The organism is Halovibrio sp. HP20-59, from assembly GCF_033052795.2.
Lineage (GTDB): Bacteria > Pseudomonadota > Gammaproteobacteria > Pseudomonadales > Halomonadaceae > Vreelandella.
The window spans coordinates 1-15,187 of record NZ_JAWJUW020000003.1; the positions used below are offsets into that span (position 1 = coordinate 1).

At 54.2% G+C, this 15,187-nt stretch carries 13 protein-coding genes; 3 read left to right on the top strand and 10 right to left on the bottom strand.

The features are described 5' to 3' along the window. The 3 genes from RZA33_RS04190 to hsdR all read left to right on the top strand — a co-directional run. Window positions 1-1,358: restriction endonuclease subunit S (locus tag RZA33_RS04190; protein WP_317506598.1), on the top strand; the 1,358-nt coding region annotated here is incomplete at its 5' end. Then, window positions 1,355-2,809 carry an ATP-binding protein gene (locus RZA33_RS04195; protein ID WP_317506599.1) on the top strand — a complete coding sequence of 485 codons (1,455 nt, stop codon included), beginning with the start codon at window positions 1,355-1,357 and terminating at the stop codon, window positions 2,807-2,809. The genes RZA33_RS04190 and RZA33_RS04195, both read left to right, overlap by 4 nt. A 163-nt stretch (window positions 2,810-2,972) precedes the next feature. Further along, complete coding sequence (hsdR, locus tag RZA33_RS04200; protein ID WP_317506600.1) at window positions 2,973-5,360, top strand: EcoAI/FtnUII family type I restriction enzme subunit R; 2,388 nt, start codon at window positions 2,973-2,975, stop codon at window positions 5,358-5,360. A 114-nt stretch (window positions 5,361-5,474) separates the two neighbouring features. Here hsdR and moaB read toward each other — a convergent pair whose 3' ends face one another. From moaB to RZA33_RS04250, 10 genes are all read right to left on the bottom strand, one after another. Continuing rightward, on the bottom strand, window positions 5,475-5,996 hold the full coding sequence (gene moaB / locus RZA33_RS04205) for a molybdenum cofactor biosynthesis protein B (RefSeq protein ID WP_317506601.1): 522 nt from the start codon (window positions 5,994-5,996) through the stop codon (window positions 5,475-5,477). A gap of 5 nt (window positions 5,997-6,001) precedes the next feature. Continuing rightward, on the bottom strand, window positions 6,002-6,328 hold the full coding sequence (locus RZA33_RS04210; protein ID WP_317506602.1) for a DUF1244 domain-containing protein: 327 nt from the start codon (window positions 6,326-6,328) through the stop codon (window positions 6,002-6,004). Window positions 6,329-6,443: 115 nt separating this feature from the next. After that, complete coding sequence (locus RZA33_RS04215; protein WP_317506603.1) at window positions 6,444-7,544, bottom strand: formate dehydrogenase subunit gamma; 1,101 nt, start codon at window positions 7,542-7,544, stop codon at window positions 6,444-6,446. 11 nt (window positions 7,545-7,555) lie between these two features. Then, entirely contained in the window at window positions 7,556-8,170 is a 615-nt protein-coding gene (gene fdh3B / locus RZA33_RS04220; protein ID WP_317506604.1) for a formate dehydrogenase FDH3 subunit beta, read from the bottom strand. Between the two features lie 64 nt (window positions 8,171-8,234). Then, window positions 8,235-11,087, bottom strand: coding sequence for a molybdopterin-dependent oxidoreductase (locus RZA33_RS04225; protein WP_317506605.1), 2,853 nt, complete (start codon window positions 11,085-11,087; stop codon window positions 8,235-8,237). Window positions 11,088-11,111: 24 nt separating this feature from the next. Then, window positions 11,112-11,312 (bottom strand): twin-arginine translocation signal domain-containing protein, encoded by a 201-nt coding sequence (locus tag RZA33_RS04230; RefSeq protein ID WP_317506606.1) that lies wholly within the window; start codon window positions 11,310-11,312, stop codon window positions 11,112-11,114. Between the two features lie 97 nt (window positions 11,313-11,409). After that, the gene (locus RZA33_RS04235; protein WP_317506607.1) at window positions 11,410-12,024 is read right to left on the bottom strand and encodes a TorD/DmsD family molecular chaperone; all 615 of its coding nucleotides are present in this window, start codon (window positions 12,022-12,024) and stop codon (window positions 11,410-11,412) included. Window positions 12,025-12,028: 4 nt separating this feature from the next. Next, the gene (locus tag RZA33_RS04240) at window positions 12,029-13,756 is read right to left on the bottom strand and encodes a 4Fe-4S dicluster domain-containing protein (protein ID WP_317506608.1); all 1,728 of its coding nucleotides are present in this window, start codon (window positions 13,754-13,756) and stop codon (window positions 12,029-12,031) included. Window positions 13,757-14,001: 245 nt separating this feature from the next. Next, the gene (locus RZA33_RS04245; RefSeq protein WP_317506609.1) at window positions 14,002-14,634 is read right to left on the bottom strand and encodes a DUF3306 domain-containing protein; all 633 of its coding nucleotides are present in this window, start codon (window positions 14,632-14,634) and stop codon (window positions 14,002-14,004) included. After that, complete coding sequence (locus RZA33_RS04250) at window positions 14,631-15,071, bottom strand: DUF3305 domain-containing protein (RefSeq protein WP_317506610.1); 441 nt, start codon at window positions 15,069-15,071, stop codon at window positions 14,631-14,633. The genes RZA33_RS04245 and RZA33_RS04250 overlap by 4 nt, the downstream gene beginning before the upstream one ends. Window positions 15,072-15,187: the final 116 nt, after the last annotated feature.

A 15,187-nucleotide genomic window follows, 5' to 3' on the forward strand; every position in this document is an offset into this window, starting at 1 on the left:
AAGCGAAACTACGAAAGCATGGTGGCCTTAGCTTGTGGTTTTTTATGGCTGCCCATGTGAAACGTCAACAGGCCCTAGATAAATGTGATCAAGAACATCCAAAAAAACGGCTTTCAGATATTTGCCAATTCAGAAGTGGCGGCACCCCATCAAAGAAAAAAGCAGAATACTGGGATGGCAATATCCCTTGGGTGTCTGGTCGAGACATGAAGACAGCCTATATGTACGATTCACAGCTTCATATTTCTGAAAGTGCTATCTCTGAATCAGTAACTCGCCTTGCTCCGGCTGGCGCTTTATTAGTTCTTGTTCGGGGAATGGGACTTGCACATGGAGCACAGGTTACAGAGCTGATGGTACCTTGCGCCTTTAATCAGGATATTAAAGCTATACTACCCGAGCCTAATGTTGTTTCTAGTTATTTGTTGTTTAGCCTAAAACATAAAATTAATGCTTCAGAAAATACATTGAGTGCTGCCGCCCATGGGACGCTAAAAATAAATTCAGAAGAGTTAAAAAACCTTCTCATACCGCTTCCTCCATTAGGAGTACAAAAAGAGATAGTAAGTAAGTTTATAGACATCTCTGAAAGCACAAAGAGATTGGTTGCAGTCAGCAAACTAAAGATATCAGCGCTTCTTGAGTTAAAACAATCCCTTCTCCTAAAGGCCTTCTCCGGAGAACTGACTGCTAATAACGTGGTTGAAATCACTGCCCAAAAACAGCCGAAGGGCCCGATAGACACCAACTCACCGGAATTTGCTGCCTACATTATGGCAGCCGCTTATCACTGGCATGCTTCGCAGAGCCGAGAAAAGACCTTCGGTCGTGTCAAGGCACAGAAAACGCTCCATTTGATGGAGTCACTGGCAGATATCGACCTGGGGCGCCAGCCTATTAAAGATGCCGCTGGCCCCAATGATTTTCAACATATGCAACGGGCAGAAGAATGGGCTAGAGATCGCTGCTTTTTTGAGTTTGTTAAGCGCCCTACTGGTCAGCGAGGTTACGATTTTAGGAAAGGTGGGCATTACGGGGATTTGGTTGCAGAAGCCATGCAGGCCCTAACGCCCTATGAAAACGTATTGAAGCGCGTGGTTAAGTTACTCATGCCACTCAATACCGCTGAAACGGAAATTCTAGCGACAGCATATGCGGCATGGAACAACCTGCTCCTCGAAGGTATTGAGCCTTCAGAGAACGCCATCATTCACGAAGCGCGGGAAAACTGGCATGCTGATAAGCTTAAGTATTCAGAGGAGCAATTCCGCAATGCCATTTCTCAGCTACGCCACAATGGCTTGGTGCCCCAAGGGCGCGGTAAACGCGTGACTGGGCAAGAGAGTCTTGCCCTATGAGCCAGCAACGCGATATTGATCTGATCAACGAGCTGCTGGCCCAAGGTGCTGAAACAGACTGGCTGGAGTTCAAGAAAGATAATGTTGAACCCAGCATGATCGGCGCTCGCTGTTCTGCGCTGGCTAATGCCGCTCGCCTTGTGGGCAAAGATATCGCCTATATGCTTTGGGGCATTGACGATGCCTCACTTCAAGTCATCGGCTCAAGTTTCAACCCAGATACTCAGAAAGCCAATGGGCAAGAACTGGCGTTTTGGCTAGCTCGGGAGTTACAACCCAGCATTGCCTTTCAATTCAGGCGGGTCGAGCACCCGGGTGGCAACGTGGTGATTCTGGAGATACCTGCAGCTACCTCTGCGCCGGTTGCTTTCAAAAACATCCCCTACATTCGCATTGGTAGCGCGACACCCAAGTTGACGGATTATCCGGAGCGCTACCAGCAGTTGATTGAGCGGTTGCGCCCCTATACCTGGGAGCATGCGATAGCTCGACAGTATGTCAGCGGCGACGAGGTCTTGGATCTGCTCGATTACAGCAGTTACTTCAAACTCACGAAGCAGCCACTGCCGGATAATCGACGGGGAATTTTCGATAAATTAGCGGCAGAGCGTTTGATTCACCAGGATGTCGGTGAACGCTGGAACATCACCAATCTGGGTGCCATTCTTTTTGCTTCTGACCTTACCCAGTTCGATAGTGCCTTAGCCCGGAAAGCCGTTCGCTTTACTGCCTATGCGGGTAAAAATCGGGCAGCTCAGGTCAGCCACCGGGTTGAAGGTAAGAAAGGCTATGCAGTGGGCTTTGAAGGGCTCATTGAATTTATTAACGGTATTCTGCCGAAAAATGAGCATATTGATGTAGCGCTGCGCACCGAAGAGCCGCTATTTCCTACTATCGCGGTTCGTGAAGTGATCGCCAATGCGCTGATTCATCAGGATATGACTATCTCCGGGGCTGGCCCACAGGTTGAGGTTTTTCAGGATCGCATGGAGATAACTAATCCCGGTAAGCCGTTGGTGCCCGCTGACCGAATGATTGACCTCCCGCCCCGCTCTCGAAATGAAGCGCTGGCCTCACTGATGCGCCGGATGGGCATGTGTGAAGAGCAAGGCAGCGGCTTAGATAAAGTGATCGCTTCCGTTGAAATGTTCCAGTTGCCACCACCGCTGTTTCGGGAAGAAGGTAATGCCATGCAGGTGGTACTTTATGGGCCGCGAAACTTTGCCCAAATGACTCCAGAAGAGCGCACACGGGCATGTTATCACCATGCAGTTCTTAAATTTTTAACCGGCGAGCGCATGAAAAACGCAACACTGTGTGAGCGATTCGGTATTGAAAGCAGGAATGCGTCGCAAGCGTCAGTTGTTATTAAGAAGGCGAAGGAAACAGGGCTGATTCGAGAAGCCGACCCTGAACACCCAAGAGCCGGTTACATTCCCTGGTGGGCCTAATTTCTTGATCGGGTTTTGATTTTGCGCGGAAAAATGATGCTCGTTTTCTATAAAAACAAATTAAATCAATAATTTGTATATTTAATGAGAGCGAAACTTCTTGATTCACTCTTGATTCTGTTTTCAGAACAGGCCGCAAAGCGGCCAGACTGGTAGGAAAGCTATGAACGAGGCAGAAACCCGAGCAGAACTGATTGACCCGGCGCTGAAATCAGCTGGTTGGGGTGTCGTTGATGCCAGCCGGGTTCGGCGCGAGGTGATTGCTCCAGGGCGACTGCAAGGCGGTGGCCGCCGAGGCCCTTCGGATATTGCTGACTATGTACTGACCTATAAAGGCCAGAAGTTAGCGGTGATTGAGGCCAAAAAGCGCGCGCTGCCGGTCACAGAAGGTCTTGCCCAGGCAAAGCGCTACGCCGAACGCCTTCAGGCCCGCTTTGCCTACAGCACTAACGGAGAAGGTATTTATCGTGTAGACCTAATCTCCGGTGAAGAGGGCCTGGTGTATGGCTACCCCACACCAGAAGCGCTCTGGGCGGAGACCTTCGCTGAACAGAATGTCTGGCGCGAGCGCTTTGGTGCCGTCCCCTTCGAAGATAAAGGTGGGTTCTGGCAACCACGCTACTATCAGCACAACGCGATTACCCAGGCATTGGAAGCAATTTCTAATGACCAAAGCCGGATTCTGCTCACCCTTGCCACTGGAACAGGCAAAACGGCTATTGCTTTTCAGATTGCTTGGAAGCTATTTCACGCCCGCTGGAGTCTCTCTGCCCAGGAGACGGGCGACACAGGACGAAGACCGCGCATTTTATTTTTAGCTGATCGCAACATCCTCGCCAACCAAGCTTTCAATGACTTTTCGGCCTTTCCTCAAGATGCTTTAGTGCGTATCGATCCAGACACTATCCGCAAAAAAGGCCGGGTGCCCAAAAACGGCAGCATCTTTTTCACCATCTTCCAGACGTTTATGACGGGCCGGGATGAAGATGGTGGCTCGGCACCCCATTTTGGCGATTACCCACCGGACTTTTTCGATCTTATCATTATCGATGAATGCCATCGGGGCGGCGCTAATGATGAAGGCAACTGGCGAGGCATTCTAGAATACTTCCATCCAGCAGTGCAGCTTGGTTTAACGGCAACGCCAAAGCGTGATAACAACGCCGATACCTACGCCTACTTTGGTGAACCTGTATATATTTACTCACTTAAAGAGGGCATTAATGACGGTTATCTTACCCCGTTCAAGGTAAAGCAGATTGCCACGACGTTAGATGACTATGTTTATACCAGTGATGACGAAGTCGTTGAGGGTGAGATAGAAAAGGGTCGCCGGTATACCGAGACCGACTTTAACCGTGTTATTGAAATAAAGGCCCGAGAGAAGTATCGCATTCAGGTGTTCATGGAGCAGGTTGATCAGCGTGAAAAGTCCATCGTCTTTTGTGCCACTCAGGAGCATGCGCTGGCGGTTCGTGATCTGATCAACCAAATGAAAAGCAACAAAAACCCCCATTATTGTGAGCGAGTCACCGCTGACGATGGCGCTGAGGGCGAGCGTTTCCTAAAGCAGTTTCAGGATAACGAAAAAACGATCCCTACTATTCTGACCACATCACAAAAGCTTTCTACCGGTGTTGATGCCCGTAATGTGCGCAATATCGTCTTAATGCGCCCGGTAAAGTCTATGATTGAGTTTAAACAGATTATCGGCCGCGGCACGCGCTTGTTTGATGGTAAAGACTATTTCACCATCTACGATTTTGTCAGAGCTCATGAGCACTTTAATGACCCAGAGTGGGACGGTGAGCCGCTCCCCCCAGAACCCTGTCAGGAGTGCGGCCAGATGCCCTGTCAGTGTGCTGTTGAGCCACCAGCACCATGCACCGAGTGCGGCGAACGCCCCTGTGCGTGTAAGAAAGAGCCACCTGAACCTTGCCCTGAATGTGCTGAGAAGCCCTGTATTTGTCAGAAAAAAACAAAGATTAAAGTTAAATTAGCCGATGGAAAAGAGCGCACGTTACAGCACATGAGCGCCACCAGCTTTTGGAGTCCTGACGGCACGCCGATGTCGGCCGCTGAGTTTGTGAAGCGCCTTTATGGCGACTTACCTGCTTGGTTTTCTGATGAGGATAAACTGCGCGAGCTCTGGAGCAGTCCTGATACGCGGAAAAAGCTGTTAGCAAGCCTGGAAGAAAAGGGGTACGCCATCGAACAGCTACTTGATGTCGGCAAGATGATTGAGGCCGACAAAAGCGATATTTACGACGTGTTAGCCTATATTGCGTTTAATCACCCACCGGTCACACGCACTGAGCGAGTAGACTCCCATAGGGAGTCAATATTTCGTGGCTACGACTATCAACAGCAAGAATTTTTGCGTTTTGTTCTAGATCACTATGTAGAGCGTGGCGTTGGCGAGCTTGACCCCGACAAATTACCGCTGCTGATTGAGCTGAAGTACCACAACATCCGAGATGCTGTAAGCGAACTAGGTCCAGTAGGAAACATCCGTGATGTGTTTGTGGACTTCCAAAAAAACCTCTATTAGCGCTTTATCTAATCGTCTATAAAAATCATCTCATGGCCTGCCAAGCAGGCCATATGTCTAAAAATTAAACCTGGCTACTTTCCAGTGTTGTCACACTGTCAAACAAGTTCATATTCAACCATGCTGACCTCGACCCGGGATAACCAGGTTGGCGAAGTTGCAGGGCTTGTGGCGGCTGTCTAGCTGTTCAGCCAGTATGCCGTCCCAGCCGGTGCGGCAGGCGCCTGTTGAGCCGGGCAGACAGAACACTACCGTGGCGTTGGCTAGGCCGCCGAGGCAACGGCTTTGAATAGTCGAGCTGCCAATCTCTTCACCGCTAAGCTGGCGGAAGCGTTCACCAAAGCCTTCGATGCGCTTATCCAGCAGCACTGAAATAGCTTCAGGGGTAGAGTCGCGCCCAGTGAAGCCAGTGCCACCGGTGGTGATGACGACCTGCACATCTGTATCGGCGATCCAGTTGGCTACCACCGCGCGAATACGGTAGACATCGTCTGGCACGATGCGCTTTTCAACTAAGCGATGGCCTGCGTTGGTTAGCCGCTCCACAAGCGCCTGGCCGCTTCGATCCGTCTCTTCCGTTCGGGTATCCGAGACGGTGAGTACGGCGATATTGAGGGGCAACATTGGCTCATTCATGGCCGTTACCCTTTGGCTTGTTTTTGGGCTTGGCGAGCGTCTAGCGCCGCCAACTGCTCGGGTGTCGCTTTTCCTTGGTAAAGCTCCTTCCACTCACTATAAGGCATGCCGTAAACGTACTCACGCGCCGCTTCATAATCGAGCGTTTCGCCACGTTGGTCAGCCGCCGTCACCAGCCATTTGGAAAGGCAGTTGCGACAGAAATCGGCCAGAATCATCAGGTCGATATTCTGGACGTCTTTGTTATCGTCCAAATGCTGTAGCAAGCGCCGAAACGCGGCGGCTTCAAGCTCGGTGCGCGTGGCGGAATCAAACTCATCAAACGCTGACATAACCGTTCCTCTCATAAAATGACGCCTGAACGCCTGGTGGTTAAGTAACTTCAGGCCAAGCATAACAAAAGACACCGCCAAATTCGGCGGTGTCTCAGGTCTTAGCAAAGGCTTATTAGCTGGTTCGCGGTGCCGATGGTTCGCTGCTATCACCACCTGACTTGCGAGCCGCCACCTCCTCTTCGGATAGCGTTTGGTCCTTGACCTCTTCGTACCACAGGTTGTGGTGCTCTTTGGCCCAGGTTTCATCCACGTAACCCGTGGTCATACCCTCTAGCGCGCCTTCGGTACCCAGCGTGCCGATGTAGATATGCCCGAGGGAAACAGCGGTAAGACCCAATGCACCCACCGCGTGGATAATATTGGCCCACTGCATGGTATCGCGCCCCTGATCAAAATTAGGGAAGTCGAGCACAAAGCCACTGGCAACGACGAGAATACCCACGGTGGCCAACAGCCAGTACCACGCTTTCTCACCCCCATTGGCAAAACCGGCGTCGACGTGCTGTTTACCAATCATACCGCCGCCCTGCTTGAACCAGACGAGGTCGTGTTTCTTGGGCAGATTTTCTTTGATCAAACTGACCAGCAGGATCACCAGCAGAATGCCGAACATAGGCCCCAGGTAGTTATGCAGCACTTTCGTGGCCGCAATCATCCAGGCCCATACCCCATCGCCAAACAGAGGACGGAACACAAACTTACCAAACAACAGCGTCATACCGGTCAGCGCCAGTACAATAAACAGCGTCGCTACCACCCAGTGCAGTGCGCGTTTCATCAGTGTCCAACGCAAGAGCAGGCGGCCCGTGCGCGGCGCTTCAAGCTCCTTGCGGCCAACAATAAAGTAGAACAGCGCGATCAGTCCCGCCATGCCAAATACCGCAATCAGACCAAACGGCGATACCCAACGGTTGCGGATCTGCCGCCAGGTTTCACCGCTTGAGTTGATCAGGTTGTAGTTACTCTCATAGCGCGAGTCGCGGTAGTTAGGCCCGGTCTCACCGCTTCGCACCTGACGCCACTGATCAGCCGTTATGCCGGGAGCCGCAGTGGTCATTTCGCGGTTAGGCTCCGCCTGGGCCACCGCCAGCTGTGTAAAACCTAGGCTTAGCACCAGAGCCAGCGCTACCAACATAAAGCGCCAAATGCCCAGGGCGAGCCCCTTACCTGAGCGTGGCACCCCACCGGGTGCCTGTGCAGTCAACAGGTTCATGGCACGCCTCCTTACCCTTTATGGGCAGCATCATAGGCTAGGTTGTCGGCACTGGCCTGGGGATTATTCGACCAGCCGCCATCTTTGTGGCCGCGTTGCACCACACGCTGACGAAAGATATCAGCGACGTCTTGGGCATCGCCAGCGAGCAGCGCCTTGGTAGAGCACATTTCCGCACATAGCGGCAGTTTGCCTTCGGCAATGCGATTGGAGCCGTACTTCTCGTACTCTTCTTCTTTACTTTCGGCGGGGCCGCCTGCACAGAAGGTGCACTTGTCCATCTTGCCACGCTCGCCAAAGGCATCCTGCTGGGGAAACTGCGGGGCGCCAAACGGGCAGGCGTAGAGGCAGTAACCGCAGCCGATGCAGAGGTCTTTGTCGTGCAGTACGATACCGTCATCGGTTTTATAGAAGCAGTCTGTCGGGCACACCGCCATACAGGGGGCGTCGTCGCAGTGCATACAGGCAACGGAAATAGACATTTCGTCCGCTTCACCGTCGTTGAGCGTGACCACGCGGCGGCGCTGAATGCCCCACTCGACATCGTTGGCATTTTTACAGGCGGTGACGCAGCCGTTGCATTCAATGCAGCGTTCGGCGTCACACATAAATTTCATTTGAGCCATGGTGTTCTCCTTATGCCGGCGCGGGATGGCTCCCGCACCGTCGTGCTGTCAGGTCGGTCGGGGCTTAAGCGCGCTCAATGCGGCAAATGGTGCACTTGGTCTCTTGCATTAGTGTCACCGGGTCGTAGCCATAAGTGGTGGCGGTATTGGCCGCTTCACCGATGATGTACGGATCCGACCCTTCCGGGTAACGGTCGCGTAGGCTCTCGCCCTGGAACATGCCGCCAAAGTGGAACGGCATAAACGCCACGTTACGGTCAACGCGAGGCGTGACCAGGGCTTTGACTTTCACCCGGCCTCCTTCTGCCCCTTCGACCCAGACATCATCGCCATCTTTGATACTCAGGTCGTTGGCGTCCGCCGGATTGATCTCGACAAACATTTCCTGCTGCAGCTCGGCCAGCCACGACATGGAGCGCGTCTCTTCACCGCCACCTTCGTACTCGACCAGTCGCCCAGAGGTGAGCAGCATCGGATACTTATCTGTGTTGTCGCGATCCTGGATGGTTTTATACAGAGTCGGCAGACGCATGATGGAGTCAAAGTCGTTCCAGGTGGGGAAACGTTCGACTAAGTCACGACGCGTGGTATAAAGCGGTTCGCGGTGCTTCGGTACCTGGTCGGGGAAGGTCCATACCACGGCGCGCGCTTTGGCGTTGCCGTAGGGCGCGCAGCCATGCTCAATGGCAACTCGCTGGATACCACCGGAAAAATCGGTTTTCCAGTTTTTGCCTTCCGCCGCCAGCTTCTCTTCGGCCGTCAGCTCGTCCCACCAGCCTAGATCTTTGAGCAACTGGTCGGTGAACTCTGGATAGCCGTCGTCGATATCGCCGCCTACAGGCGCAGAGCCTTCCGCTAGAAGGTTCACGCCGTCGCGCTCAATACCGAAGCGAGCACGGAAGCCCATTCCGCCTTCCATCACTGGGACGCTGGTGTCGTAGAGATTAGGCGAACCGGGGTGGCGAAACTCTGGCGTTCCCCAGCAGGGCCACGGCAGGCCGTAGTAATCGCCATCGGCGGGACCACCCTCTGCACGCAGGTTCTCGAAACTGAAAGTGTGCCAGTTCTGCTGGTGTTCTTTGAGACGCTCAGGGCTTTGGCCGGTGTAACCTACCGTCCACATACCCCGGTTAATTTCGCGCAAAATATCTTCAATCAGCGGCTCATCGCCGTTCATCTGATAGTTTTTCACCAGCTCATTACCAATGCCCAGCTTGCGGGCAAACAGGTACATGATTTCGTGGTCAGGCTTGGATTCAAACAGCGGCTCAATGACCCGGTCACGCCACTGAAGAGAGCGGTTGGTGGCCGTAACGCTGCCGGTGGTTTCAAACTGGGTAGCGGCTGGCAGCAGATAAACGCCATCAGTGCGGTCATGCATAACGGAAGCGACGGTGGGATAAGGATCTACAATGACCATCATCTCAAGCTTGCGCATCGCTTGCTGCATTTCGACGCCACGGGTTTGCGAGTTGACCGCATGCCCCCAGTAGAACATGGCTTTCAGCGCGGTACGCTGGGAGATGTTCTCATCGTCTTCCAATACGCCATCGACCCAACGCGACACGGTGATGCCAGCGCTGTACATCGGTTTTCCATCAGCGTATTCGGTATCGTCAAAGCGGCCTTTCATCCACTCGTAGTCGAGATCCCAAACCTGCGCCCAGTGCTGCCAGGCACCTTCCGCCAGGCCGTAATAACCGGGTAACGAATCGGAACCCAACCCCAGGTCGGTTGCCCCTTGTACGTTATCGTGACCGCGCAGAATGTTAGCGCCGCCGCCTGCTTTACCGATATTACCCAGCGCTAGTTCAAGGATGCAGTAGGCGCGGGTATTGTTGTTGCCGGTGGTGTGCTGGGTACCGCCCATGCACCAAACGACACAGCCGGGGCGGTTGTCGGCGAGGCGCTTGGCGACATCGTACATTTCAGCTTCGGGCACACCGGTGACTTCTTCTACAACGCTGGGCGGGAAGTTAGCCACTTCGGCACGCACGTCATCCATGCCGTAAACACGCTGACTGATATACTCGCTATCTTCCCAACCGTTTTCGAAGATGTGCCACAGCAGACCCCAAATATAAGCGACGTCTGAACCGGGACGTAGGCGTACGTATTTGTTGGCCTTAGCAGCGGTGCGAGTAAAACGTGGGTCGACCACGATAATGTCGCAATTATTGCGCTCTTTGGCGATCAAGAAATGCTGCATCGCGACCGGGTGCGCTTCACTGGGGTTAGAACCAATGAACAGCATCGACTTGCTATTGTGCATGTCGTTGAGCGAGTTGGTCATCGCTCCGTAACCCCAGGTATTAGCCACGCCTGCCACGGTGGTAGAGTGGCAGATACGCGCTTGGTGGTCGGTGTTATTGGTGCCCCACAGCGAGGCGAGCTTGCGCATTAAATACGCCTGCTCGTTGTTGAACTTCGCTGACCCCAGCCAGTAGACACTGTCCGGGCCGTGCTCTTCGCGCAGCTCAAGTAGCTTGTCGCCAATTTCGTTAACGGCGTCTTCCCAGCTCATGCGCTCCCATTCGCCCGCCACAAGCTTCATCGGGTACTTGAGACGCCGCGTGGAGTGACCGTGCTGGCGCAGTGAAGCGCCTTTCGCACAGTGCGCACCACGGTTGATGGGGTGATCAAACGCGGGTTCTTGCTTGGTCCAAATGCCCTCTTGAACTTCGGCGTAAACGCCACAACCTACCGAACAGTGCGAGCAGATGGTGCGTTTGGTCTCGACCGGCGAGTCTAGTACGGGTGTTTTATCGGCTGCTTCTGAGCGCTGCATCATCGGCGCGCCCATGAAGCCAACGGCCGCTACCCCGCCCGTGGCGGCACCGCTGCGCTTGAGAAACTGGCGGCGGGAAATACCCAGCCCATCGGCTTTAGGGGTGTCTGTTTTGCGAGTTAAACGCATGGCAAGTCTCCTGGCATTCCGCCGTCAGTCACGCAGCGAGGCGTAATAAGCACGGACGTGATCAGTCTCACGATAATTAACCGTTGTTTTTTCGTTTTTCTCCGGGGCCGTGTCAGCCTGGGCCAGAGTGACATGACCGACGGCCGCCGCGGCACCAGCGGCGGCGGTTCCCAACCCAACGGTTTTCATAAACCGGCGGCGCTCAGCGTTGTGTGACGGTTGCATGGGCTTCTCCTCTTGCATGCTTTTTGTGCTGGGTCTTTTATACGGACTTTGTTTTTTTCAAAGCTTTTTTTCAAAGCTTGCGGTCTTTTTTATCCAATTAATGCTCTACGATACGCACCGGTTTATGGCTCGCATCAATGCTCAAGCGGGCTTGCTCACTCTCCATAAAAGCGCTACCCAACTGCCCCAGCGCTGCATAGAAAGCGGTATCTACCTGCCCAATGTCAGCAAAGCAGTCGGCCGCCCAGGGGGCTAAATGTTGGCTAAAGAAGTAAGCCTGCTCGAAACTCGCCGACTCAATCATCATCACCATGACTTCGCACAGCGCGGCAAGGTGATCTTCAGGGTCACGGGTATGCTCGCTGCGCTCGAAACCGAGTACTTTCAAGTCACGGCGCAGCGCCACTAACGCAGCTTCCATCAATTCACCATTGCGGTACCAGGAGGCATACGGCACAACGTCCCCTTGAATAACGCCCACTAAATGGCGAAAGTGAGCTCGTTGCAATTTTTCTGCATGCGCGCTTTGAGCGGCGCCAGCCAGCGATTGCCAGCACTCCGCTAAGCGGCTGCCATCCTGCTCGATGGAAAGTTCAGCCAACCAGTTAAGCAGCTCGTCGTCCGGCGCTTGGCGCAATAGCGTAGCAAAAAGCCGATAGATATCGGCGCGTAGCGCATCCGCTTCGTTTAGCGTGGGCAGGGCGTCCGTCATCGGCTTATACCTTTAGTTGCGCGTTGGGATCGCGAATCATGGTTTTCCAAACGTCTTTCACCCGGCAGTCTTCGCACATTTCCAGACGGATCATCGCTTCGCCAGCAAAGTAGGGGTGATTGGCCAACTTCTCTTTAATCGTTGCTACCGTGCTGACGGTGGCAAACGGCTTACCGCAGTTGATGCACTCGAAAGCCGCTTCTTCGTGGCAGATATGGCGCGTTTCACGGGCACTAGATGCCAGGAAGCCAGGCATCAGGGTAATCGCGTTTTCCGGGCAAGCCTGCTCACACAGGCCGCACTGCACACAGTCCGCCTCAAGGAAGCTCAGCGCAGGCGTGTTGCCGCCTGACTTTAATGCCGGGGTCGGGCAGTTGCTGACACAGGCGTGGCATAACGTGCAGGCGTCGCTATCCACCTCAATCGCGCCGTAGGCGGCACCCACTGGCATCGCGACCCGTTCACCGCTAGGCGCGCCTAGCTCTGTCAGCCGCGCCAGTACGCGATTCAAGCGCGCGCGTTTTTCTGGCTCCGGAAGGTTAAGCGGGGCATCCGTCAACGGGGTTAGCGCCGGTAGCGCGTCGCGAGCAGCCGTGTCGGCAACATCCAGCAGCGTTACCCGCGCGCGATCAAGACCTAAGGCATCCAGCAGGGCATGCGCCTGGGCAACTTGATCGCTCAAAAAGGCGCTCAAGCGGGCAGGCATATCGGGGTGCAGTTGGATACGCACTTCGGCGGCACCGGCGGCAAGCGCGGTTAGCCACTGGTCGTGGCCTGCCGCACCCAGTTCTTCTAGCGGCGCATCGATGATATGGCCGGCAGGCACCGTGCCCGCAGCGCGTTCGGCGTCTTGGGAATCATGGGTAATAAAGCGCAGAACTGGCACTTGACCACCGGCTTCGCGGTAGGCCCCCAGCCAAGCGGAGAGCGTATCCTGCTGGCGGCGCGTTTCCGGTAGACGAAATTCGATAGCGCCGGTCGGGCAGGCGCTGGTGCAACTGCCCACGCCTTGGCAGAGGAAGGGATCAATCTCTATATGGGATTCTATGCGCCCTTGAATGCTAGAAATGGCATCCGCCGGACAAACGTCCAAACAGCGGGTGCAGCCAATATTACCGCTGGTGGAATGGGCGCATAAGTCACTATTAACTTGAAAATAACGTGGCTTATCAAATTCGCCCACTAGCCCCACGAAATCGTCGAGCGTGGCGGTGCGCTGTTCTACATCTTGCCATTGCATGACAACGTAGCCGGGAGGTGGCAGTTCCCAGCGCTGGGTATGGGTGGTCGCGGCAAGATCGAGGATTAAATCAAACCCATCGCGCTCAATCAGTGCACGCGCCAATTCCAGCGGAGCGTCGCCGTCATCAAGCTGCACGCTAAACGCGCCTAAATAACCGTTAATACGCAGCTGGGCGAGCTGTTTGCGGTTCAACGTTTGAACAATTAACGGCTCATTCGCGCCGTGTGGATCGACCGGGCCGCTATCCGGGCCGTTGGTGGCCGGATCAATCACGAGCAGCGTTAGCGATGCCAAACCGCGCCCCTGCAAGGCACGCGCGGCAGGATGAATATCGGCTTCAGTACCTATCAACAGGGCATGACCACGGCTGTGATAGGTCACATTGGCGGGCGTTAAATTAGCCGGCCAGGAGATACGTTGGCGTACCACCTCCCGAGCCTCGGCATTGCGCTGGTCGTCTAGCGACGCCAGTTGGATTCGTTGGTTCATGCGCTCTCACGGTCAGGGAATAATTCTTATTATATTTTTGAGTTATATTTTATAACGGCTGTCTAAGTACTATAGGGCATAACGTTTCATTGGTACTACATTCAGACTACGATGTAGGCGTTTTTTTTGCCAATTGCGCTACCAACGCTAGCCACCAAAAGCATAATAAAACTTTGTTTTTTATCGCATTAATAACGATTTCATATTTTCGTATTAGAGGCTTATAAAATCAGACTGGTCGTCTATTAGCGCTTGGTGACCTTGGTGACTTCGTTATCGGTGCCTGTCTCAGACGCTGTGGTTTCTTCTGTTAATGCAGATGTTGCTGATGATGATGTTTCTTGTATCTGTTCGCTTAATGGCGCTTCTTGCTGGGACGCTTCGTCAGGCTGAGGATTGGGCTGAGTATCGTCCAGCTGCTTATCCACCGCCTCTTCCACTTTATGAGTCCAACGGCGCAATTTGCTGGCAAGTTCCGACGCCATGGGTTTTAGCTGTTGGTGGTAGTCGGCATCGTAGTCATCCAGGCCATCGCGCACATTGTAGTTACCCGTAGCCCATAGCCGTTTTAAGGCGCGCCGCCGCAAAGCGCCACTGACACCTGGCGCCATAAAAGCGCTGAAGTCGCTGCCCGCTGCTAGGCTATCAGGGTCAGGCAAGGTGTGGTCGAGGCTGCCCGGCTCTGGCGCTTGGGCCGGTGCGGCGTCTATCGCACCTGCTTCGCCTTCCGGCTGGTCGGGCTGCTCGGCTTCGTTCTGCAGCGCAGATGCCGACCCTGACGCTTCCTCATCCGCTGCGTTAGCCACAACGGTTGGCGGGGCTTCTTCTTCACTTTGAACCTTGCGTTTACGGCGTGACCAGCGCTCTAAGCGACTCATTGCGGCTGCTCCTTGGTGGGCGTGTCTTTAGCGCGCCCGGCCCCTTTGCGTTTCTTTTTACGCATTTCCATCGGCGCTTCGCCGTGGCGCGCAAGATAGTTCTCAATCCAGACCTGAATGGCCATGGGCATTGGCGCTTCGAGCACCTGCTGTTCGCCATCCATCCAGCCCGCCGCGACGTCCTGGCTAGCGGTAATGGCACTGGGCTTTGGCGCTTGGCTGGTAAAGCCCGCGCGCACGAATAATCTTGGGGTGGTAGACGTCAGGTTGAAACGGTAGGCCGCGCGCTCGGTCATCGAAAGCTGCAGTTGCAGCACCACGGGCCCCTGCTCACCCAGAGCGAGTTCAGCAATACGCCACTGGGTCAGGGTAAAACGGTTCACCTGCTTGGTTTCGGCGACCAGAGCAATACTAATGGCGCGTAGATTATCATTCATCACGTTAGACCCTGCACTTGGAACGAATCGTACTTGAAAGACAGCTCTTGAAAGATAGCGCTTGAAGAGAGCACTTAGAAGTTAGACCTTGAATGGGTAGACAAGTAAGCCCCCAC

Coding starts and splice junctions, on each gene's coding strand:
- RZA33_RS04195 (WP_317506599.1), top strand. CDS start 1,355: ATGAGCCAGCAACGCGATATTGATCTGATCAACGAGCTGCTGGCCCAA.
- hsdR (WP_317506600.1), top strand. CDS start 2,973: ATGAACGAGGCAGAAACCCGAGCAGAACTGATTGACCCGGCGCTGAAA.
- moaB (WP_317506601.1), bottom strand. CDS start 5,996: ATGAATGAGCCAATGTTGCCCCTCAATATCGCCGTACTCACCGTCTCG.
- RZA33_RS04210 (WP_317506602.1), bottom strand. CDS start 6,328: ATGTCAGCGTTTGATGAGTTTGATTCCGCCACGCGCACCGAGCTTGAA.
- RZA33_RS04215 (WP_317506603.1), bottom strand. CDS start 7,544: ATGAACCTGTTGACTGCACAGGCACCCGGTGGGGTGCCACGCTCAGGT.
- fdh3B (WP_317506604.1), bottom strand. CDS start 8,170: ATGGCTCAAATGAAATTTATGTGTGACGCCGAACGCTGCATTGAATGC.
- RZA33_RS04225 (WP_317506605.1), bottom strand. CDS start 11,087: ATGCGTTTAACTCGCAAAACAGACACCCCTAAAGCCGATGGGCTGGGT.
- RZA33_RS04230 (WP_317506606.1), bottom strand. CDS start 11,312: ATGCAACCGTCACACAACGCTGAGCGCCGCCGGTTTATGAAAACCGTT.
- RZA33_RS04235 (WP_317506607.1), bottom strand. CDS start 12,024: ATGACGGACGCCCTGCCCACGCTAAACGAAGCGGATGCGCTACGCGCC.
- RZA33_RS04240 (WP_317506608.1), bottom strand. CDS start 13,756: ATGAACCAACGAATCCAACTGGCGTCGCTAGACGACCAGCGCAATGCC.
- RZA33_RS04245 (WP_317506609.1), bottom strand. CDS start 14,634: ATGAGTCGCTTAGAGCGCTGGTCACGCCGTAAACGCAAGGTTCAAAGT.
- RZA33_RS04250 (WP_317506610.1), bottom strand. CDS start 15,071: ATGAATGATAATCTACGCGCCATTAGTATTGCTCTGGTCGCCGAAACC.